The sequence below is a fragment of the Micromonospora sp. LOL_015 genome (genome assembly GCF_048060275.1).
Lineage (GTDB): Bacteria > Actinomycetota > Actinomycetes > Mycobacteriales > Micromonosporaceae > Micromonospora_E.
Genome location: NZ_JBHMIO010000002.1, coordinates 81,104 through 99,935, shown reverse-complemented (window position 1 = coordinate 99,935; position 18,832 = coordinate 81,104). Strand labels below are relative to the sequence as shown.

General features: G+C 71.7%; 22 protein-coding genes. 14 read left to right on the top strand and 8 right to left on the bottom strand.

Annotated elements, in window-relative coordinates; all coding sequences use genetic code 11:
• Positions 1 to 34: 34 nt before the first annotated feature.
• From ACFHWU_RS02920 to ACFHWU_RS02905, 4 genes are read right to left on the bottom strand one after another with little or no spacing between them, the layout of a single operon-like run.
• Positions 35 to 1,318: a metallophosphoesterase gene (locus ACFHWU_RS02920; protein WP_416589753.1), complete on the bottom strand. Its 1,284-nt coding sequence runs from the start codon at positions 1,316 to 1,318 to the stop codon at positions 35 to 37.
• A 14-nt stretch (positions 1,319 to 1,332) separates the two neighbouring features.
• On the bottom strand, positions 1,333 to 1,572 hold the full coding sequence (locus tag ACFHWU_RS02915; protein ID WP_416568032.1) for a MoaD/ThiS family protein: 240 nt from the start codon (positions 1,570 to 1,572) through the stop codon (positions 1,333 to 1,335).
• Between the two features lie 38 nt (positions 1,573 to 1,610).
• Positions 1,611 to 2,645: a GTP 3',8-cyclase MoaA gene (gene moaA / locus ACFHWU_RS02910; RefSeq protein WP_416550846.1), complete on the bottom strand. Its 1,035-nt coding sequence runs from the start codon at positions 2,643 to 2,645 to the stop codon at positions 1,611 to 1,613.
• Positions 2,646 to 2,694: 49 nt separating this feature from the next.
• A complete protein-coding gene (locus ACFHWU_RS02905) occupies positions 2,695 to 3,588 on the bottom strand; it encodes a fructosamine kinase family protein (RefSeq protein WP_416550845.1) in 894 nt (297 codons plus the stop codon).
• 175 nt (positions 3,589 to 3,763) lie between these two features.
• Between ACFHWU_RS02905 and ACFHWU_RS02900 the strand changes: the two genes are divergently transcribed.
• Complete coding sequence (locus ACFHWU_RS02900; RefSeq protein WP_416589752.1) at positions 3,764 to 4,942, top strand: DUF4192 domain-containing protein; 1,179 nt, start codon at positions 3,764 to 3,766, stop codon at positions 4,940 to 4,942.
• Between the two features lie 161 nt (positions 4,943 to 5,103).
• On the opposite strand, the gene ACFHWU_RS02895 is transcribed toward ACFHWU_RS02900, so the two are convergent.
• The 3 genes from ACFHWU_RS02895 to fdhD form a co-directional block, all read right to left on the bottom strand.
• The gene (locus tag ACFHWU_RS02895; protein ID WP_416589751.1) at positions 5,104 to 5,622 is read right to left on the bottom strand and encodes a hypothetical protein; all 519 of its coding nucleotides are present in this window, start codon (positions 5,620 to 5,622) and stop codon (positions 5,104 to 5,106) included.
• Positions 5,623 to 6,079: 457 nt separating this feature from the next.
• The gene (locus tag ACFHWU_RS02890) at positions 6,080 to 6,292 is read right to left on the bottom strand and encodes a hypothetical protein (RefSeq protein ID WP_416589749.1); all 213 of its coding nucleotides are present in this window, start codon (positions 6,290 to 6,292) and stop codon (positions 6,080 to 6,082) included.
• A 307-nt stretch (positions 6,293 to 6,599) separates the two neighbouring features.
• A complete protein-coding gene (gene fdhD, locus ACFHWU_RS02885) occupies positions 6,600 to 7,448 on the bottom strand; it encodes a formate dehydrogenase accessory sulfurtransferase FdhD (protein ID WP_416550841.1) in 849 nt (282 codons plus the stop codon).
• A 114-nt stretch (positions 7,449 to 7,562) separates the two neighbouring features.
• On the opposite strand from fdhD, the gene ACFHWU_RS02880 reads away from it, so the two are divergent.
• The 4 genes from ACFHWU_RS02880 (at position 7,563) to ACFHWU_RS02865 (ending at position 10,048) form a co-directional block, all read left to right on the top strand.
• Entirely contained in the window at positions 7,563 to 7,808 is a 246-nt protein-coding gene (locus ACFHWU_RS02880) for a hypothetical protein (RefSeq protein ID WP_416550840.1), read from the top strand.
• Between the two features lie 26 nt (positions 7,809 to 7,834).
• Positions 7,835 to 8,197, top strand: coding sequence for a type II toxin-antitoxin system VapC family toxin (locus tag ACFHWU_RS02875; RefSeq protein WP_416550839.1), 363 nt, complete (start codon positions 7,835 to 7,837; stop codon positions 8,195 to 8,197).
• Positions 8,198 to 8,326: 129 nt separating this feature from the next.
• A complete protein-coding gene (locus ACFHWU_RS02870) occupies positions 8,327 to 9,634 on the top strand; it encodes a helix-turn-helix transcriptional regulator (protein ID WP_416589748.1) in 1,308 nt (435 codons plus the stop codon).
• Positions 9,635 to 9,679: 45 nt separating this feature from the next.
• Positions 9,680 to 10,048, top strand: coding sequence for a hypothetical protein (locus ACFHWU_RS02865; RefSeq protein WP_416550837.1), 369 nt, complete (start codon positions 9,680 to 9,682; stop codon positions 10,046 to 10,048).
• Between the two features lie 18 nt (positions 10,049 to 10,066).
• On the opposite strand, the gene ACFHWU_RS02860 is transcribed toward ACFHWU_RS02865, so the two are convergent.
• A complete protein-coding gene (locus ACFHWU_RS02860) occupies positions 10,067 to 10,891 on the bottom strand; it encodes a prepilin peptidase (protein ID WP_416550836.1) in 825 nt (274 codons plus the stop codon).
• A 619-nt stretch (positions 10,892 to 11,510) separates the two neighbouring features.
• On the opposite strand from ACFHWU_RS02860, the gene ACFHWU_RS02855 reads away from it, so the two are divergent.
• The 9 genes from ACFHWU_RS02855 to ACFHWU_RS02815 are packed head-to-tail and all read left to right on the top strand — an operon-like array spanning position 11,511 to position 18,830.
• The gene (locus ACFHWU_RS02855) at positions 11,511 to 12,038 is read left to right on the top strand and encodes a hypothetical protein (RefSeq protein ID WP_416551093.1); all 528 of its coding nucleotides are present in this window, start codon (positions 11,511 to 11,513) and stop codon (positions 12,036 to 12,038) included.
• The gene (locus ACFHWU_RS02850) at positions 12,032 to 12,967 is read left to right on the top strand and encodes a hypothetical protein (RefSeq protein ID WP_416550835.1); all 936 of its coding nucleotides are present in this window, start codon (positions 12,032 to 12,034) and stop codon (positions 12,965 to 12,967) included. The genes ACFHWU_RS02855 and ACFHWU_RS02850 overlap by 7 nt, the downstream gene beginning before the upstream one ends.
• A complete protein-coding gene (locus tag ACFHWU_RS02845; RefSeq protein WP_416550834.1) occupies positions 12,964 to 13,617 on the top strand; it encodes an SAF domain-containing protein in 654 nt (217 codons plus the stop codon). The genes ACFHWU_RS02850 and ACFHWU_RS02845 overlap by 4 nt, the downstream gene beginning before the upstream one ends.
• A 3-nt stretch (positions 13,618 to 13,620) precedes the next feature.
• Positions 13,621 to 14,421 (top strand): ParA family protein, encoded by an 801-nt coding sequence (locus ACFHWU_RS02840; RefSeq protein ID WP_416550833.1) that lies wholly within the window; start codon positions 13,621 to 13,623, stop codon positions 14,419 to 14,421.
• Positions 14,411 to 16,264: a CpaF family protein gene (locus ACFHWU_RS02835; protein ID WP_416589747.1), complete on the top strand. Its 1,854-nt coding sequence runs from the start codon at positions 14,411 to 14,413 to the stop codon at positions 16,262 to 16,264. Before ACFHWU_RS02840 ends, ACFHWU_RS02835 begins: the two co-directional genes overlap by 11 nt.
• Positions 16,222 to 17,169, top strand: coding sequence for a type II secretion system F family protein (locus ACFHWU_RS02830; protein WP_416551091.1), 948 nt, complete (start codon positions 16,222 to 16,224; stop codon positions 17,167 to 17,169). Before ACFHWU_RS02835 ends, ACFHWU_RS02830 begins: the two co-directional genes overlap by 43 nt.
• On the top strand, positions 17,169 to 18,035 hold the full coding sequence (locus ACFHWU_RS02825; protein ID WP_416551090.1) for a type II secretion system F family protein: 867 nt from the start codon (positions 17,169 to 17,171) through the stop codon (positions 18,033 to 18,035). The genes ACFHWU_RS02830 and ACFHWU_RS02825 overlap by 1 nt, the downstream gene beginning before the upstream one ends.
• Positions 18,036 to 18,093: 58 nt before the next feature.
• On the top strand, positions 18,094 to 18,336 hold the full coding sequence (locus tag ACFHWU_RS02820) for a hypothetical protein (RefSeq protein WP_416550831.1): 243 nt from the start codon (positions 18,094 to 18,096) through the stop codon (positions 18,334 to 18,336).
• A complete protein-coding gene (locus ACFHWU_RS02815) occupies positions 18,333 to 18,830 on the top strand; it encodes a TadE/TadG family type IV pilus assembly protein (RefSeq protein WP_416589746.1) in 498 nt (165 codons plus the stop codon). Before ACFHWU_RS02820 ends, ACFHWU_RS02815 begins: the two co-directional genes overlap by 4 nt.
• The last annotated feature ends 2 nt before the right edge of the window (positions 18,831 to 18,832 follow it).

The following is an 18,832-nucleotide window of genomic DNA, read 5'->3' as shown; positions in this document are numbered from 1 at the left end:
ACTCTCACTCGCCGCCGGCTGACCCGTTGCGCTCCTATTCGCTGCGCAGCTCGACCAGGGAGACCTGTGGCGGCGCGCAGACCCGCACCGGCGGACCCCAGAACCCGGCGCCGTTGGTGACGTAGACCTGGGTGCCGTCGACCGTGGCGAGGCCGGACACGACCGGTTGCACCAGCCGTACCGCCAGGTTGAACGGGGCGATCTGACCGCCGTGGGTGTGCCCGGACAGTTGCAGGTCGACGCCGTAGCGGGCGGCTTCGTGGGCCTGCACCGGCTGGTGGGCGAGCAGCACCACCGGACGGTCCGGGTCCCGGTCGCCGAGCGCCCGGTCGTAGTCCGGGCCGGCCAGCGGCCCGGACCCCTCGGCAATCTGCCCGGCCGGCCGCGCGGTCTCCGCGGTCGGATCGTTCACCCCGGCCAGGTCGAGCACCCCGCCCGGGGTGACGATCTCCCGGCGTTCGTTGACCAGCACCCGCAGGCCGAGCCGGTCCACCTCGGCGACCCATTCCTCGGCGCCGGAGTAGTACTCGTGGTTGCCGGTGACGAAGAAACTGCCGTAGCGGGCGCGCAGGTCGGCCAGCGGGGCGGCGGTGCCGCCGAGCTCGGTGACGGTGCCGTCGACCAGATCGCCGACGACCGCGACCAGGTCGGCGTCCAGGCTGTTGATCAGCTCGACGATCCGGGCGGTGTGCCCCGGCCCGGTCAGCGGACCGATGTGGATGTCCGAGACAGTGGCGATGCGCAGGCCGTCCATGGCCCGGGGCAGCCGGGCGATCGGCACCTGCACCCGGTCCAGCCGGGGCGGGCCGAGCGCCGTCCGGATGCCGTAGCCGGTGACGCCGGTCGCGGTCAGCCCGGCGAAGATGGCGGCACCGCGGGCGAGCAGCAGTCGCCGGCCGGGGTCCGGCACCGAATCGTCGGCCGGCCGGCCGCCGGGCAGCTCGGCCGGCGGTGGGGCGGACGTCTCGGCCGGTACGGTCACCGGCACCGTGGCCACTCTGCTCGGCTGGCGGCTGCGGGCCCGGCCGGCCAGCCGGGCCACCAGCATCGGCGGCTCCAGCACCAGCAGGACGACCAGCAGGTAGAACATCACCGCCAGCCAGACGTAGCCGGGCCAGGCCAGCCAGGACATCCCGGCGGACCGGGTGCTCACCATGGTCACCGGCACCAGGACCGCCAACCCGACGGCCAGCAGCGTGCCGGCCCGTCGCCACCGCCCCGGCCGGGTGGTGTCCCGGACCAGCCGCCACCAGAGGTAGCAGTGGATCAGGCCGGTGATCAGGGTCAGCGTTGCGACGAACCCGAGTACGGCGAGCACGGACGCGGCCCTCCTCAGCCGCCGGCGAACGGTGGCAGCACGTCGACCGTGGCACCGGCCGGCAACAGTGTGTGACGATCATGCCAGACGACGCCGTCGACCAGGAAACTCGCCACCGCCAGCACCCGACCCAGCCGGTCGCCGTGCCGACCGGTCAGCTCGGCCACCAGCCCGGCCCGGTCCAGCCCGGCCGGAACGGACTCGGCGGTCCGCCCGGCCGCCGCCCGCGCCCCGGCGAAGTAACGCACCGTCACCGATTGCTCGGCTTCATCCCGTGTCGGGTCGCCCACGGTCAGCCGCCGATCGCTGACATCGGGCGGGCCGGCTGCAGGAACGTCGGATCGTCGATGCCGTGCCCGGCCAACTTCCCGGCCATCGCCCGTCGCCACCGCTGCGCCAACTCGTCGTCGTCGGCCCCGGACCGCAACGCGCCACGCAGGTCCGACTCCTTTCGGGCGAACAGACAGTCGCGTACCTGCCCGTCGGCGGTGAGCCGGGTCCGGTCGCAGTCACCGCAGAACGGCCGGGTCACCGTGCCGATCACCCCGACCTTGGCCGGGCTGCCGTCCGACCGCTCGGCGCCGGCCACCAGCCAGGTCTCGGCCGGTGCGGCACCCCGTTCGGCGGGATCCGGCAGCAGGGTGAACTCGACCCGCAGCCGGTCGAGGATCTCGGCGGCGGTGACCATCCGGTCGCGGTCCCAGGACTGCTGCGCGTCCAGCGGCATCTGCTCGATGAAGCGCAGTTCGTAGCCGTGGCTCAGGGCGTACCGCAGCAGCGCCGGGGCCTCGTCGTCGTTGACCCCGCGCAGCAGCACCGCGTTGATCTTGACCGGGGTCAGCCCGGCCGCCGCCGCGCCGGCCAGCCCGGCGAGCACGTCCGGTAGCCGCCGGCGGTGCGCCAACTGGGCGAACCGCTGCGGGTCGAGGGTGTCCAACGACACGTTCACCCGGTCCAGGCCGGCGGCCTGCAGGCCGGGCGCCAACCGGTCCAGCCCGATCCCGTTGGTGGTCAGCGACAGCACCGGCCGGGGCCGCAGCGCCGCCGCGGCGGCGACGATCCCGGTCAGCCCGGGGCGCAGCAGCGGCTCGCCGCCGGTGAACCGCACCTCGGTCACCCCGAGCTGACGCACCGCGACTCCGATCAGCCGGGTCACCTCGTCGTCGGTCAGGATGTCCGGGCCGGGCAGCCAGGGCAGACCCTCCGGCGGCATGCAGTAGGAGCAGCGCAGGTTGCACCGGTCGGTCAGGGACACCCGAAGGTCGGTGGCGACCCGCCCGTACCGATCGGTGAGCCGGCCGTCGACGGGCCGTGCGCTCGATGCCATGCGCCGACCGTAGCGCGCCGGTGCGTCAGGATCGCAGGGCGCCGGTGCGTCAGGATCGCAGCGCGTCGCGTGCCGCGTCCGCGACGGCCGAGCGGTACGCCGCCCCGAACAGAGCGGTGTGCACCAGCAGCAGATGCAGCTGGTGCACCGGCACCCGGGCCGCCCACCCGTCGGCCAGCGGCCACTGTTCCTGGTAGGCGTCGAGGATCCGGTCCAGGTGCGGGGCGCCGCCGAACAGCGCCAGCTGCGCCAGGTCGGTCTCCCGGTGCCCGCCGTGCGCCGCCGGGTCGACCAGCCGGCAGCGCCCGTCCGCGCCCCAGAGCAGGTTGCCGGGCCACAGGTCGCCGTGGATCCGAGCGGGCGGCTCGTCGCCGCCGTACCCGTCGATGTTGTCGACCACCTGTTCGACCAGGCCGGTCTCGGCGGCGGTGAGCGCGCCGTTGTCGACCGACATCCGCAGGTACGGCAGCAGCCTGCACTGTCCGAACCAGGCCGACCAGGGCCGGTCGGTCACCAGTTCGTTGTCCTGCGGCAGCGCGCCGACGAACCCCGGCCAGTCCGCCCCGAACCCGGCCGCGCCGGCCCGATGGGTGATTGTCAGCTCCCGGCCGAACCGCTCGGCAGCGGCCACGTCCGGCTCGCCCGGCTCGACCCACTCCAGGGCCAGCAGCTGCGGCAGCGCCACCAGCACCTCCGGCACCGGTGCCCCGCCGGCGGCGGCCAGCCAACGCAACCCGGCCGCCTCGGCGGCGAACAGGCCGTCCGGCAGCGGCCTGGCGGACCGCTCCGGCCAGGACTTGGCGAACACCGAGTTGCCGTCGTCGAGGGTGAGCCGGCTCGCCGCGCAGATCGACCCGCCGGAGACCGGCGTCTCCCGGATCCGCTGATGGGTGAGGAAGGTCGGCAGGTGCTCCGGGTGGGCCCGCAGGTACGCCAGATCCATGGCGGCACGGTAACCCGCGCCACCCGCCGTCCAGCTCGGTGGCGCAACCGGTAGTGAGCAGAAACGCCGCCACCAGGGAAACTACTCTGCGTGCCTGTGGATAACCCGGCGTGTCGTCCACAGGTCGGGTCGGGACGGCCACTTCCGGTCACCGTCCGGCGCGACAGTCTCCGGCATGACACCTACCGAACCGGTACCCACCCCCGATTCCGTTCCCGACCCGGCCGCCGACCCTGCTGCTGATCCGGCTGCCGGGACGGTCCAGGGCGCCGCGCTCACCGTCCGCGAGCCGGCCGACCTGATCGCCGCCGTGCCCTACCTGATCGGCTTCCACCCCGCCGACAGCGTGGTGGTGGTCGGGATGCGCGACCACACGGTCGTCATCGCCGCCCGCGCCGACCTGCCCGACGCCACGGTCCCGGCCGACGTCCGCGCGGCGGCAACCGCCCAGCTGACCTCTATCGTCGATCGTCAGCAGGTCAGCGCCGCCGTCGTGCTTGGCTACGGTCCGGCCGACACCGTCGACCCGGTCCTGCGGGACACCACCGACGCGCTGCGCAGACAGGGCACCGTGCTGCTCGACGCGCTGCGGGTGGCCGACGGTCGCTACTGGTCCTCCTTCTGCGACGATCCGACCTGCTGCCCGCCGGAGGGCCACCGTTTTGACGCCGAGATCAACCCGGTCGCGGTCGCGGCCACCGTCGCCGGGCAGGTCGCCCTGCCTGACCGGGCCGCGCTGCGCCGCCAGGTGGAACCGGTCACCGGCCCGGCCCGGGCGGCGATGCGGGCCGCCACCGAACGCGCCCGGACCCGCCGCTCCGCGCTGGTCGACCACGCCCCGCCGGCCGACCTGCTCGGTGCCCGCACCCTGCGCCGGGCCGGGGAGAAGACGGTACGGCTGCTGCTGGAACGGCAGGGCCGGGGCATCGCCCCGACCGACGAGGACATCGCCTGGCTCAGTCTGCTGCTGACCGACCTGGAGGTGCGCGACTACGCCTGGGAGCGGGTCACCGACGAGCTGTGGCAGGTCACCTTCTGGCAGGACGTCGCCCGCCGGGCCGAGCCGGAGCTCGCCGCCGGGCCGGCCAGCCTGCTGGCCTTCGCCGCCTGGCGGGCCGGCAACGGAGCCCTGGCCCGGGTCGCCCTCGACCGGGCACTCGACGTCGAACCCGGCTACTCGATGGCCAAACTGATGGACGACGTGCTGGTCCGCGGCATCCCACCGGCGGCGCTGGGTCCGTGGCCCAAGCCGGACCGCAACGGGCGTAAGGGCCGGTCGGACACCCGCGCGCGCCGTCGACCCGACGGCGAGCGGCTCGACCGGGCCCGCCCCGCTGGCCGACGCCGCCCGTGAACCCGCTCCGCGCGGGCATGGCATGACGCGGAAGACCCCGGGCTCGCCCCGGGGTCTTCCGCGGTCGCGCCGGTGTCAGGACGTAGGCGCCCCGATCCGGCACATCTGGTCCGGCTTGCCGGGCTCTGGTGCAAGCGGTGCGGGCTGGCCGGGGGCGGTGGTCACCTGCTGACCGCAGACCGAGCACCTACCTCCTGACGCCATGAACGGACTCCTTCCGGAATCTGGTAGTCCGGGTGCGGGTCCTCGTTCGGCTCACCCGCGATGCCGCCCGGCCCGGTGGTGGCGGTCGCCCGGAGGAAGACGGCGCCGCCGTCCCGGCAGGTGATCTTCACACCGGCCGGGGACATGTGCACCCCGGTGAAGACGCACGGCTCCCACGAGGTGAACTCTTCGGGGCGGGCGAAGTCCAGCAGTTGTACGGCGAACGCGAGCGTGCGACGCGCCCGCTCGCGAGGTGCGGGCAACTCGGCCGGCAACGACGCCGGTGTCGGTGTGGGCTTGCCGACGGCCGCCCACAGCATGCCGGTCGATCCCGTCGAGTAGTAGACCCGTACCCCGGCTGGCGAATTGCCGCCGGGCTCGGTGTCCTGCCCGTACCGACGGACGTCGGTGATGTCCGGGTGCTTGCTGGCCTGGAACAGTGCTTCGAGCACATCCAAGACTTCGGCGACCTGCATGTCCCCGTCTCCGATCCGAGGCTGTCTGCGCTGTTCAGGGCCGAGCATAGACACCGCTGGAATCTTGCGGGGATACGCGGCGCACTTCACGAGGTCGCGCCCTTGTCCGCGCGGTCGCCCTACGCCCAGCCGGCCTTGCTCAGGCTGTGCACTTCGCCAACGCGTGGCAGTGGGTCATCAGATGCCTTACGTGGATACTTCGGCCTCCCGGCCGGGTGCCCGGCGGCTTGCCCGAGTCGGATCGCCCGACGGCCCCACTCGGTCCGTCGCCGCGCCCGCATCCCGCCGGGCCTCCTGCGGATCACAGGGCGGGGGAAGGCACCCCGGCGTTGTTTGCCGATGCGAGGCTGAGATACCTAATCCCTTGGTCGATAGGTATCTCAGCCTCACATCGGCGCGTGAGCCGGTCAGGTAGAGCCGTGCGCGAGGACCTGGTAGCCGAGTTGCTGGTTGTAGGTCATCCGCAGGCGCAGGGTGGGACCAGTTCGGTCGCCTCGGTGGACCAGTGGTGTCCCCGGTTGCCGTCGAGTCGGCGGTGGCGGGCCGACGTCGTCTGCCGCTGTCGCCGCACCTCGCGGCGCAGGTGGTGCAGCCGCTGGGAGGCCGTCGACCGGCCGAAGCGCCAGTCGAGCCGCCGCAGCCACCAGTCACGGATCATCTCGGTGATCATTCTTCTCCCTTGATCGATTGGGTCGATGGTCAGGTTTCTGCGCGCCGGGGTAGTCGGTAGAGTCCGTGGCGTTGGACGAAGATCTCCCGCCGGTCGGCGGCGTTGCCGTGGCGGTCGATGACGTATCAGGTCAGCCAGATCCATCCCTCGACGCAAGGGTTTTCCCGACCCGGTCGCGGTCCTCGCAATGGGTTCGGTGTGGCTGAAGTCGGACGTCGAGCGCTGGATCCAGGAGAACCGGCGACAGACGTGAACTTATTGGGCACGCGGAGTCCGGCGGGCCGTACGGCGACCGCCAGCGTCGGGTTCAGTCGGTGAGGCGGTCGGCGCCCGCGTAGACGTTCATCGTCGATCCGCGCAGGAACCCGACCAGGGTCATCCCCGCTTCTTCGGCGAGGGCGACCGCCAGACTGCTCGGGGCGGAGATCGCCGCGAGCACCGGGATGCCGGCCATCCACGCCTTCTGGGTGAGCTCGAAGCTGGCCCGCCCGGAGACCAGCAGCAGATGACCGCGCAGCGGCAGCAGGTCCTCCCGGGCTGCCCAGCCGATCAGCTTGTCGACGGCGTTGTGCCGGCCGACGTCCTCGCGTACCACCCGGAGCTGCCCGTCGGCGGTGAACAGGCCGGCGGCGTGCAGCCCACCGGTGCGGTCGAAGCCCTGCTGGGCGGCGCGCAGCTGGTCCGGCAAACCGGCCAGGGTCCGCGGGCTGAACGTCGCCTGGTCGGCGGCCACGTCGAACCGGGACCGGGTGCGTACGGCGTCGATGCTCGCCTTGCCGCACACCCCGCAGGAGCTGGTGGTGTAGAAGTTGCGGGCCGGGTCGGTCTGCGGCGGCGGAACGTGCCCGGCGAGCGTCACGTCGACCACGTTGTACGTGTTCGGTGTGTCGGTGCCGGCGCACAGTTGGGCGGTCACCACGTCCTCGGCGGCCCCGATCACACCCTCGGTCAGCAGGAAGCCGATCGCGAGGTCGATGTCGTTTCCCGGCGTACGCATGGTGACGGCCAGCGGGGGACGCCGCGCCGCGCCGGCGGGGCCGACCCGGATCTCCAGCGGCTCCTCCCCGGAAATCGTGTCCATCCGACGGACCTGCCGGGTCGACCCACCGCCGACGTCGATCCGCAGTACGGTGCGCCGCTCGTTCGCCCTGCCCATGCACTCCATCCTGCCCCGGTCCGCAGGTGGCGAACGGGCCGGGAGGGCGGCAGCACTCGCCTCAGGTGCTGCCATATCGCTATTGGTGTACGTATGGCGGCCAAGAAGATCACTGTGACCCTCCCCGAGGAACTGGTCGAGGCGCTCGGCGAGGCTGCCCGCGACGTTGGCGTCCCCTTGTCGAGGCTGGTGGCGAGCGCTGCGGAAAGTGAGCTCCGGCGGCGGGTCGGGCGGCGGTTGGTCGCCGACTGGCAGGCCGAGCGCGGTGCGTTCGCCGTAGAAGAGATCGCTGCGGCACGTGCGGAGATGGCTGCCGCCGACGCCCAGGCGCTCAGCGCGCCCGGTCGGGCGGCCGCGTGACCATCCCTCACGTCTACGACACGGGGGTGCTGCTGGCGATCGACAGCAATGACCGACGGATCTGGGCGATACACCATCTGGCCGTGGAGGAAGGGCGGCGTCTGCTCGTCCCTTCCGTCGTGGTCGGCCATGCCTGGCGAGACACCCGCCGTCAGGTCCAGCTCGGACGGTTCCTGAGCAGCTGCGAGATCGTGCCAGTCGGTCTGGAACTGGCCGAATCGGCCGGGGTGCTGTGCGGGAAGGCCGGTACGCGTGACGTGGTCGATGCCAGCGTGGTCACCATCGCGCTTGCCTGCGGCGGGATCGTCTTCACCAGTGACCCGGAGGACATCGCGCACCTGTCGGTTGCCTCGGACGTCAAGCCAGGGCTGGTCATCCGCCGCCTCTGAAATCCGTCAGCACGATACTGGGCCCGAGTGCTTCCGAGGCATCTGTGACGCATCTGGGGCGACCGGACGGCTCAGTCAAGCGCAGCCTCCCGTACGCTGGAACGGGAGTTTCAAAGGGCGGAGGTGCCTGTGGCAGTCAAGCGCCGCCGGTTCGTCGAGCGTCGGAAGGCGCTCGGTTTCAGCCAGGAGACTCTCGCCGAGAAGATCGGCGTGGACCGTACGACGATCGCCCGACTCGAACACGGCGTCACCACCCCCTATCCGTATACGCGGTTGAAGCTGTGCAAGATCCTGGAGGTAACGGCAGAGCAGCTCGACCACTGGCTAATGGGTGGGGACGAGGACCTGTCTCCTCCTGTTCCTACACCTCGACCAACCGCCGCCGGCCCGGTTCCGGTCCGGTCAGAGCCGACGGGTGTACTCGACGACATGCATCGCCGCGAACTTCTCCGCCTGATAAGCGTCGCGGGTGCCCTCACGGCACTACCAACTGGAAGCCACGGGGCGGCTCTGCTCCCGGCGACCCTGGCTCATGAGGCCGGTGACCTGGATCAATACGTAGAACTCAACGCCCGCCTGTGGCAGGTCTTCGGGCTGACCAGGCCCAAGCGCCTCGTCTACCCATTGGTCCAGGAGCAGGCCGCCGTGCTGGTCGACCGGCTCGACCGGGCACGTACGGGGGCCGAGTACCGCAGGCTGTGCGTGCTGGCATGCGACCTGTTCCAACTGGCGGGCGAGATCTTTTTCGACGCCGACCAGTACGCCGAGGCTGCACATTGTTACTCGTTGGCGGCGTCGGCGGGTCGTGAGTCGCGTTCCTACGACCGCTGGGCCTGCGCCTTGACCCGGCAGGCGTTTGTCAACCTGTACGACCAGCAGTACAGCCGGGCCGTGACCGTGCTCGACGCCGCAGCACGGATCGCCCAACGTGGCGATAGTCAACTGTCCACCCGCCATTGGGTCGCAGCTGTGCAGGCCCAGGCGTTCGCAGGACTGGGCGACCGGGAAGCTTGCGAACACGCCTTGGATACCGCTGAGCAGGTGCACGGTCTCGACGGCCTGGCCAGTCCTGGTGGCTGGCTGCGTTTCGATGGAAGCCGGATATGCGAGGAGCGAGGCGCCTGTCACCTTGCATTGGGGCAGGTCGATCTGGCCGAGCGTGCGCTCTTTGCGGCCAGCGCCGGTACGATGTCGCCGCGTCGTCGGGGTGGCATCCTGGCCGATCTTGCATTGCTGAGCGCTCAACGTACCGACATCGATCGGATGCTCCGGTACGGCAGCGAAGCTGTCGGCATCGCCGAGCAAACCCACTCCGTCGGTTACCTGGGCCGGAAGGTGCAGGGCTTCCAGCGCCAACTCACGCCGGCCCTGTTGGCTGATGCTCAGGTCGCACAGCTGAACGACCGGATAACCGGCCTGCTGACGGCTGCAGCCTGACGGCGAAATGATCTGATGACGAGACGAGAGGAATCAGGGCCGATCATGACCGACGAGCGGGGTCGCCACTTCCGTGAGGCGTGGACAGCCGGGGTGCTCCGGCATTATCCGGGCGAGCCGAAGCCCGGTTACGTCGCCCCGTGGGAGGCCACCCCCGAATGGGAGCGACAGGCCGCTTCGGCCGTGTTCGGCCAGATTCACGACTTCGTGCAGGTCAGTTCCGGTTGCACAGCGAAGCTGAGCCGGGAGCAGAAGGGGCGTTTTGTGGCGTTGTGCTGGATCGCCCAGATCCACAAGCACTTCGACGATCCGAAGCCGTCGTACGTGGCCGACTGGGACGCGTTGCCAGCCTGGCAGCAGGAGACCGACGCGGACATCTTCGAGCATGTCGAGCGGATCTGCATTTCGGCGTGAGTCGGGGTGAGGTTGTGCTCAGCCCGCCGGCAGTCGACTGGCCAGCAGCACCCCGACGACGGCCCCGAGCACCAGGAATGGCCCGAACGGTAGCTGCTGGGTCCACCGGATCCGCCGGGCGACCAGCAGGACCACTGCCACGCCGCCCGAGCCCACGAAGGCGACCAGCAGCCCGAGCAGCACGATCGGCCAACCGAACCAGCCGAGCACCGCGCCGACGCTGAGCGCCAGTTTGGCGTCGCCCAGCCCGAACCCCCTGGCGCCGAAAGCCAGGGTGGTGGCGGCGAACAGCGCCGCGACGCCCGTACCGGCGATGACCGCCCGCAGCCAGGCCGCTGACGGCTCACCCAGCAGCACCGCCGCGCCGAACAGCGCCCAGGTCCCGGCGGCGGCCGGGTAGGTGAGCCGGTCCGGCAGCCGGTGCACCGCGAGGTCGACGAAGACCAGCGGGACCATCCAGGCCGCCCACCAGATCAGCGCCAGAACCACCGGCCAGGGATGGCCGGTGGACACCAACGCTGCCAGCGCCGCGATGGCGACCACCTCGACGGCGAACGGTGGCGGGCCGACCCGGGCACCGCAGCCGCCGCATCTGGCCAGTGGGGACAGCGACGCCATGGGGGACAGTGACCCCGCCCGGCCGGCCGCGCCGAGCGGCGTGCCGCACCGTGGACAACCGGTGCGCCACGGTTCGCCGGGTGCCACCGAGTGGACGGCGGCGGCCCGGCGCAGCACGGGCAGCACCAGCAGTACGCCGAGCAGCCTGCCGGCCTGGCCGGGCCGTCGCCCGGCGGGGGCCGGTGCCGACTCGGTCCCGATCGGGCGCTCGTTACCGGTGATCATCCCTGCGCCCTCTCCCGGCCTCCGCGACGTCGGTCACGGTCCGTGTTTTCATGATCGCTTACTTTCGGTGTCGACCGGCCTGGCGGAGTCCGGTCGACCGGTTTCGGCTCGCACCGTGGTCGGCTCACCGGTTGGCAGCGGTCGCGCTGGCCGTCGACTTCCAAATGGGACAGAATCCGGCGCAGGCTGGCAATTCGCGATGGCGACTGTCGGTTTTCGATCACCGCCGCCCACTTGACAGACGTACTCGGATGCGTCTTAGGGCGGTGATCGGAATGACCGGGCATCGCACCGACCTCCATCGGGACCGGACTCGAAGATCGTAACCCTGAGTATTGTTCTGAATTGCCCCTGTTGCTGTCGCGGGCGTCAGCCTATGCTCCCCCCTTGAGCGATGCACTACCGCCGGGAAACATCCGACCGACCGGCGGAAATGCGTCGGTCGACACCTGGCCGGACCAGCCGGAGGCAGCACTGGATCATTCCAGCGGACAGTACGGCAACGCCCCAACACATCGATGTTGGCAATAGTGCTTGTCGCCCTGCGCCACCCTGGCCGGCCCGGCGGGCACCGAGGAGGACGGACGTGAGGCCAAGTCAGCGCCCCTGGCCAGCGGTGATGCTGGCCGCGTCGGTGCTCGCGGCTGCCGCACTCGCCGGCTGCGCCAGCGAGCAGTCCGCCACCCTGCCACCACTGCGCGTACCGGCGGCGACCGACGACCCGGCCGCCGCCGAGGCCGCCGAAGCCGCGCTCGCCGCGTACAACGGCTACCTCGCCGCCGCCGAGAAGGCCGAACACGCGGCCGACCCCCACCACCCCGAGTTGAAGAAGTATCTGGCGGATCCGCTCCTGGCGCAGGTCCGGCTGAGCATTCGAGACGCGAAGGAGCACGGCGCGATGCGGATCGGCTCGCTAATCTCCGAACCGACGGTGACCGAGGTGAATCTGGATTCGGTCCCGGTAACCGTGGTTATCCAGGACTGCCTGGACGCCACGAATTACCGGATGGTCTACGCCGACGACACCGACACGGTCGTTCCCGGCACCGAAGTGAGTCGCTACCTGGCCACCGCCACCGCGACCCGCTACGACGACGGTCGCTGGCTGATCAGCGGCGGCTTCTCGCACCGGGACCAGCCATGCTGACCGGGGTCGCCGCCACCAACCGTCGCCGGTTCGCCGGGCTGGTCCTCGTCGCCCTGCTGACCGCTGTCGGGCTGACCGCCGCTGCACCGGCTGCCGCCCAGTCGTCCGGCGGCGGCTGCGCGGTCACCCAACCCGAATGCGACGGCTGGGTCGAGGGGCCGGGCAACCCCGGCGGCCCCGGTCACGACGGCGGTGGCGGACCCGGCGACGGCGGCGGTGGGGACGGCGGAGCCGAGCCCTGCTACCGCGACGGCGTCGAGCTGCCCTGCTACGACAAAGTCCTCGGCTGGTTCAACCGGGAGAACGGGTGCTACTACATGCGGGCCGAGCCGCAGCCGCCGGGCGCTGAGCCCGGCCAAACCGCGTATCAGATCAGCTGCGTCGCCGGTCTGGTCTCCCAGGACCCGGAGTGGCTCACCGACCCGCCGCCAGGCTATGGGGCGCCGCCGGACCCGTACGAGCTGCGCCGCCGCGCGTACGCCCGAATCCAGTTCGAGAAGCCGGTCATCCACACCGCGCCCGACCCGGACAAGCCCGGCCTGGTCGGTCTGCCGGTCTGGGTGTGGTCCGAGGAGTCCAACGCCGTCTGGGGGCCGCTTGATGAGGACGAGGCGGACCGCGACGTCAGCGTCCGGGTCGTGGCCGAAGTCGACGAGATCACCTTCAACATGGGCAACGGCGACAGCTTCAGCTGCGAACGGGACGAGGTCTTCGACGCGTACGACCCGGTGGCCGACAACCCCTGGAACCCTGGCTGCGGCTACGACGACGGCTACCCGACGCCGGGCAGCTACCGGATCGTCGCCACGGTCGACTGGAAGGTCTCCTGGACTTTCAACGGGGTCGAGCAGGGCGTCTTCGCGAACCAGCAGATGACGAGCGACCCCATCGAGATTGAGATCGACGAACTGCAGGTGGTACGGCGATGACCGTGGCGACGACACGTACCGGCCAGGGCGGCGTCGACGCCCCGGTCACCCCGCCGAAGATCGTCCGGCAGCGACGGGTCCGGCCCGGCCTGCTCGGGCTGGCGGTGCTGCTGATCGCCCTCGGCGGGCTCGGGTCCGCCTTCGCGCTCACTTCGGTCCGGTCCACCGGCTCCTACCTGGCCGTCGCCCGGGACGTGTCGGTCGGTACGGTGCTGTCCGCCGACGACCTGGTGACCGTCCAGGTGGCCGGTGGGCAGGCGATCAAGCCGGTGCCGGCCAGCCAGCTCGACCAGGTCGTCGGGCTGCGGGCAGCGGTCGCCCTGGTCCCCGGCAGTCTGCTCACTCCGGCGCAGCTGACCAACGAGCCGATGATCGGGCCGGACCAGCAGCAGATCGCCATCGGACTGCGGGCCGACCAGGTGCCGGCCCGGCAGCTGAACCCCGGCGACAAGCTGATCCTCGTCGGCACCCCGACGCGTAACGCCAGTGAGAACGCGGTCACCCGGTTCGACGCGACCGTGATCGACGTGGCCGCCGACGACCGCAGCGGGGTCATCGCCTACCTGGCGCTCGCCTCGCGGGACGTGCCGGCGGTGGTGGTGCTCGCCGCCGAGGACAGGATCGCGGTCGTGCTGGCCCCGGCAGCCTGACAGATGGCCATCGTCGCGCTCGTCTCCGCCAAGGGTTCCCCCGGCGTCACCACCAGTGCGCTCGCCTGCACGCTCTCCTGGCACCACCGGGTGGTGCTGGCCGAGTGCGATCCGGCCGGCGGGACGTTGATGGCTGGCTACCTCGGCGGTGCCCTGGAGGGCCGGCGGGGGATCGGGGAACTGGCGGTCAGCGAGTTGCGCGACGGCAACCTCGAGGAGGCCTTCTGGAGCCAGCTGGTCGACCTGGACGCCCCCCGCCGGGAGCGGCTGCTGCTGCCCGGCGTGGTCGACCCGACGCAGATCGGCAGCGTCACCCCGCTGTGGCAACGGTTCGCCGACTTCTTCGTCGGCCTGGAACACGGCCGTCCACCGTACGATGTGATCGTCGACTGTGGCCGACTTTACGTCGCTAATCCACCGTGGCCGGTCCTACGGGCGGCGACTGTCGTCCTGGTGGTGGCCGCCGCGCACCTGCCCGACCTGTCCAGCGCCCGGGCGGCGGTGACCACGATCGAGCGGGACTTCGCTGAGCACCGGGTGCCGCCCGGTTCGCTGCGGCTGCTGCTGGTCGGTGACGGCCACAGCCGCGCCGAGATCAGCAAGGCCCTGCAGCTGCCGGTGATCTCCCGGTTGCCGGCCGACCCCCGTACCGCCGAGGTGCTCAGCCACGGCGGCACCGTCAAGCTCAACCGGCCGCTGCTGCGGGCGGCCGGCGCGTTGGAGGTCCCGGTCCGTTCGCTGATCGAGCGACGGCAGGCCCGGCTGCGGTGGGCTACGCCGGAAGGGGTGCCTAATGCGATTTGAGCCAGTGCTGAGCGACCCCCGCGACGATTCCGACAACACCGCCGGCCGGCCGCAGCGGCCGGCCCGGGACCGGCCGGATCCGCTCACCTCGATCACGCCGCCGCTCGGTCCGAACGGCATCCCGGGCGAAGCCGCCCCTGGCGACGCAGTACCGCCTGCCGCGACGCGGCACAGTGGCGTACCGCTGCGTCCAGCGCAGCATGGCCACAGCGCGCGGCACAGTTGGCCGCTGGTTGTCCCGGTCAGCGCGGCACCGGCGGGCAACACACCGGCCGCTCCGCCTACCCCGGGTGCACCCCGGCCCGGTATCCAGCCCGGTACCACACCGGCCACCGCGCCTCCCGTGACCCCGCCGCGCCCCGCCCCGCCGCCCGTCGTGCCGCCGCCGACCGCGTTGGCTCCAGCCACCGCGCCGCCGGCCACCCCCGACGCCACCGGCACCGGTGCGCTGGCCCGGCCGCGTACCGACTTCGCACTGGTCCGCGAGCTGCGCCGGGAGCTCAGCACCCGGCTCACCCGCTGGCAGCGGGGTCGCGAGTTCACCATTGACGAGGAGGACGTCGAGCGGGCCCGGATCGCTGTCGCGGTCGTCGCCGAGTACGCCGACCAGGTCCGCCGGGCCGGCACCCCGCTGACCGCGTACGAGGAACGGGTGCTGCTCGACCAGGTCACCGCCGAACTCGTCGGGCTCGGCCGGCTGCAGACCCTGCTGGTCGACGACACCATCGAAGAGGTTCACATCCTCGGCTGTGACCAGGTGCGGATCACCCGGCGCAACGGGCAGGTGGACTGGCACGCCCCGATCGCCGACAGCGACGACGAACTGGTGGAGATCCTGCAGGCGGCCGCCCGCCGGGCCGGGGCCACCGAACGGTCGCTGTCCACCTCGAAGCCGACGCTGGACCTGCAACTGCCCGACGGCAGCCGGCTGGCCGCCGTCTACCTGGTCAGCCACCGCCCGTACGCGGTGATCCGCAAGCACAACACCCTGGACATCAGCCTCGACGACGTGGCCGGCGGCCGACCCGACCTGGACGAGATGATCGACGTGCTGGTCCGCGACTTCCTGCGGGCGTCGATGCGGGCCGGGCTGAACATCATGGTCGCCGGGCTGGCCGGGGCCGGTAAGACCACCATTATCCGGGCGTTGATGGACGAGATTCCGCCCGACGAGCCGTACGTGCTGCTGGAGGAGAGCCGCGAACTGCTGCCGGCCCGGCGTACCGACCGGCACCGGGCGGTGATGAGCTTCGAGGCACGGGAGGGGCACGGCGAACGCGGTTTCGACGGCCGACCGGCCGGTGAGGTGAGCATCGCCGACCTGATCCCGGTCTCGCTGCGGATGGGCGTACTGCGGATCATTGTCGGTGAGGTCCGGTCCCGGGAGATCGTGCCGATGCTGCAGGCGATGACCACCAGCCGCGGCTCGATGTGCACCATCCACGCCCGGACCCCGTCCGGGGTCGGCGAGCGGATCGTCGAGCTGGCCCTGTCGCACGGCCGGGAGATGACCGTCGACCAGGCCCGCCGGATGGCCGGCAACGCCCTCGACCTGATCGTCTACGTCACCGTCGAGGACGAGACCGGCATCGGCGGCCGCAAGCACCGGTTCGTCTCGCACGTCGAGGAGGTGATCGGGGTCGGTGAGGGCGGTCGGATCGCCACCACCACCGTCTTCGGCCCCGGCCCGGACGGCCGGGCGGTCCCCCGGCACCTGCCGGAACGAATCCGGGAGCAGCTGCTGCGGGTCGGCTACGACGCCCGGATGTTGTCCCGCTACATCGAGGCCGGCGTCGGTGCCTGGCGTCGGCCCCGGCACACCGTCCTGCGGGGGCACCGGTGAACCTGCCTGCCAACATCGAGGTGATCGCGGTCGTCGCCGGCGCCGCCTGCATCGGCGGCCTGGTCCTCGCCGTCGTCGCGCTGATCGGCACCAGCCGACCACCCGGGCCGCCGTCGCGCGCCGGGCTGCCGGTGCGTCGGCTCTGGCTGGGCTCCGGCCCCAGCCGCCGCGAACAGCGCCAGCATCAGGCGCTGCTGGTCGCCGCCGGGCTGGTCGGCGCGTTCGCCTTCCTGATCACCGGCCTGCCGGTGGCCGGCGTGCTGGTCGCGGTCGCCGTGCCGGGGGCGCCGTGGCTGTTCAACGTCGGCAAGGCCGAGCGGCGGGCGATCGCCCGGATCGAAGCCGTCGGCGAGTGGACCCGCCGACTCAAGGACGTCTCCGGCACCGGCCAGGGCCTGCAGCAGGCAATCATCGGCACGGTCAACACCGCCCCTGAGCAGATCAACCCGGAGGTACGGGATTTGGCATCCCGGCTACAGGCCGGCTGGCTGGGCCGGACCGCGCTGCTGGCGTTCGCCGACGAGATCGGCGACCCGGTCTGCGACCAGGTGGCGGCGGCGTTGATCCTGCACCTCACCGACCGGGGCGAGCGGCTCGGTGACGTCCTGGGGTCGATCGCGAACGCGGCCGCCGCCGAGGTCGCCACGCGTCGCGAGGTGGAGGCGAAACGCACCCAGCCCCGGTTCGCGGTGCGGTTCCTGACCGTGATGACCCTGCTGGTCCTCGGGTACGGGCTGGTCAACCCGGACTACATGGCGCCGTACGGCACGCCGACCGGCCAACTGGTGATGGTCTCGCTGGGCGGCCTGTTCGTCGCGCTGCTCGTCTGGGTGCGGCAGATGAGCATCCCGCCCCGACCGGCCCGGTTCCTCGCCGCCCCGGACCCCGACGAGGTGCTGACATGATCCTCAACTGGCAGTTGACCGTCGCGGTGGTCAGTGGGGCGCTGATCGGCCTCGGGGTCTTCCTGCTGCTGCGGGAGACCAGCCCGGCCACGCCGGCGCTCGGGCCGGCGCTGCGCCGGCTGCACCACGCTCAGAGCCGGCCGGGTGTGGTCACCGCGGACAGTGACCTGGTCTGGCTGACCGGCGTGGTCCGGTGGCTGCGGCCACCGCACAAGGAGCTCGCCCTGCTCGGCCGGACCCCGGAGCAGTACGCCCTGTCGCTGCTGCTGTCGGCGTTGATCGGGCTGGTCGCGCCGCCGGTGCTGGGCATGGCGCTCGGCGTGGTCGGCATCGGCCTGCCGATCGCCGTACCGGTGGCGGCGGGCCTGGTGCTGGCGGCGGCGGCCGCGCTGATCGCCCACCAGGACGTGCTGAGCAAGGCCAGGCAGGCCCGGCGGGAGTTCAGCCGGGCGGTCTGCACCTATCTGGACCTCGTCGCGTTGCAGCTGTCCGCGGCGCACGGGCCGGTGCAGGCGTTGGAACGGGCGGCGAAGGTGTGTGACGGGTGGGTCTTCGAACGGATCCGGGAGGCGCTGCGGCTGGCCCAGCTGCAGATGCATTCGCCCTGGGACGAATTGCGGGACCTCTCCGACCAGATCGGCGTGCCGGAACTCGGTGACGTCGGGTCGATCATGCAGTCGTCGGGCACCGAAGGTGCCCAGGTGCACGAGACGTTGCGCAGCCGCGCCGACTCGTTGCGCGACCAGATCAGGACCGACAACCTGGCTCGGGCGGAGGCGGTCACCGGCCGGCTCGACATCCCGGGAGCGTTCCTGGTCTTCGTCCTGATCGGATTCGTCCTCTATCCCTTCCTGGCCCGGATCTGACCGCCCGGATCTGACCGCCCGGCGGCCATCGGCCAGACCCTCGAAAGGACAAGTCACCATGCAGATATTCACCCGCCTCTACCTCGCGGTGGCCGGCCGGATCGGCGAGCTGCGCGGGGCTGACGAACGGGACCGGGGCGACAGCCCGGTCCCCACCGCGGTGATCATCGTCGGCCTGGCGCTCGTCGCGATCGCCGTCCTCGCCTGGGCGTCGAACCTGGCGTTCGACTTCATGAACGCCAACCCGGATCCGACCAGCGACCTGCCGGACTCGGGCAACTTCCCGGGCGGCGGCGATTGATCGGCGACATGTGCTGTCACTTCGTCGGCCGGCCGGGCCGGACCATCCCCACCCCGGTGGTCCGGCCCGCCTGCACCCCGGTGGCCCGGCCCGCCCGGGACCGGGGCGCGGCGCCGGTCGAGTTGGCGATCCTGCTGCCGGCGATCCTGCTGCTGCTGTTCGCCTCGATCCAGGTCGCCGCGCTGTTCCTGGCCCGTACCGTGGCGTTGAGCGCCGCCCAGCAGGCGGTCACCGCCGAACGCGGCTACGACGCGTTGGGCAGCGGCAACGCCGACACCGGGGTGGGTGCGCAACGCGCCGCCGCGTTCCTCGCCGACGCGGGCGACTGGCTCGACCCGGACCCGATGCCGGAGCCGTCGGTCGGCCCGGACGGGCGGTACGTGTCGTACACCGTCAGCGGCAAGGCGCTGTCCCTGGTGCCGGGGGTGACGTTCACCGTCAGCGAGACCGCCAACGGCGAGATCGAGCGGTTCGAGCAGGTCGCGGGAGGCTGAAC

Bases quoted from the DNA above. Each gene is read 5' to 3' on its own strand.
- ACFHWU_RS02860 (WP_416550836.1), bottom strand. From the start codon at position 10,891: ATGATCACCGGTAACGAGCGCCCGATCGGGACCGAGTCGGCACCGGCC.
- ACFHWU_RS02865 (WP_416550837.1), top strand. From the start codon at position 9,680: ATGACCGACGAGCGGGGTCGCCACTTCCGTGAGGCGTGGACAGCCGGG.
- ACFHWU_RS02855 (WP_416551093.1), top strand. From the start codon at position 11,511: ATGCTGGCCGCGTCGGTGCTCGCGGCTGCCGCACTCGCCGGCTGCGCC.
- ACFHWU_RS02845 (WP_416550834.1), top strand. From the start codon at position 12,964: ATGACCGTGGCGACGACACGTACCGGCCAGGGCGGCGTCGACGCCCCG.
- ACFHWU_RS02890 (WP_416589749.1), bottom strand. From the start codon at position 6,292: ATGATCACCGAGATGATCCGTGACTGGTGGCTGCGGCGGCTCGACTGG.
- moaA (WP_416550846.1), bottom strand. From the start codon at position 2,645: ATGGCATCGAGCGCACGGCCCGTCGACGGCCGGCTCACCGATCGGTAC.
- ACFHWU_RS02840 (WP_416550833.1), top strand. From the start codon at position 13,621: ATGGCCATCGTCGCGCTCGTCTCCGCCAAGGGTTCCCCCGGCGTCACC.
- ACFHWU_RS02835 (WP_416589747.1), top strand. From the start codon at position 14,411: ATGCGATTTGAGCCAGTGCTGAGCGACCCCCGCGACGATTCCGACAAC.
- ACFHWU_RS02900 (WP_416589752.1), top strand. From the start codon at position 3,764: ATGACACCTACCGAACCGGTACCCACCCCCGATTCCGTTCCCGACCCG.
- ACFHWU_RS02905 (WP_416550845.1), bottom strand. From the start codon at position 3,588: ATGGATCTGGCGTACCTGCGGGCCCACCCGGAGCACCTGCCGACCTTC.
- fdhD (WP_416550841.1), bottom strand. From the start codon at position 7,448: ATGGGCAGGGCGAACGAGCGGCGCACCGTACTGCGGATCGACGTCGGC.
- ACFHWU_RS02820 (WP_416550831.1), top strand. From the start codon at position 18,094: ATGCAGATATTCACCCGCCTCTACCTCGCGGTGGCCGGCCGGATCGGC.
- ACFHWU_RS02850 (WP_416550835.1), top strand. From the start codon at position 12,032: ATGCTGACCGGGGTCGCCGCCACCAACCGTCGCCGGTTCGCCGGGCTG.
- ACFHWU_RS02895 (WP_416589751.1), bottom strand. From the start codon at position 5,622: ATGCAGGTCGCCGAAGTCTTGGATGTGCTCGAAGCACTGTTCCAGGCC.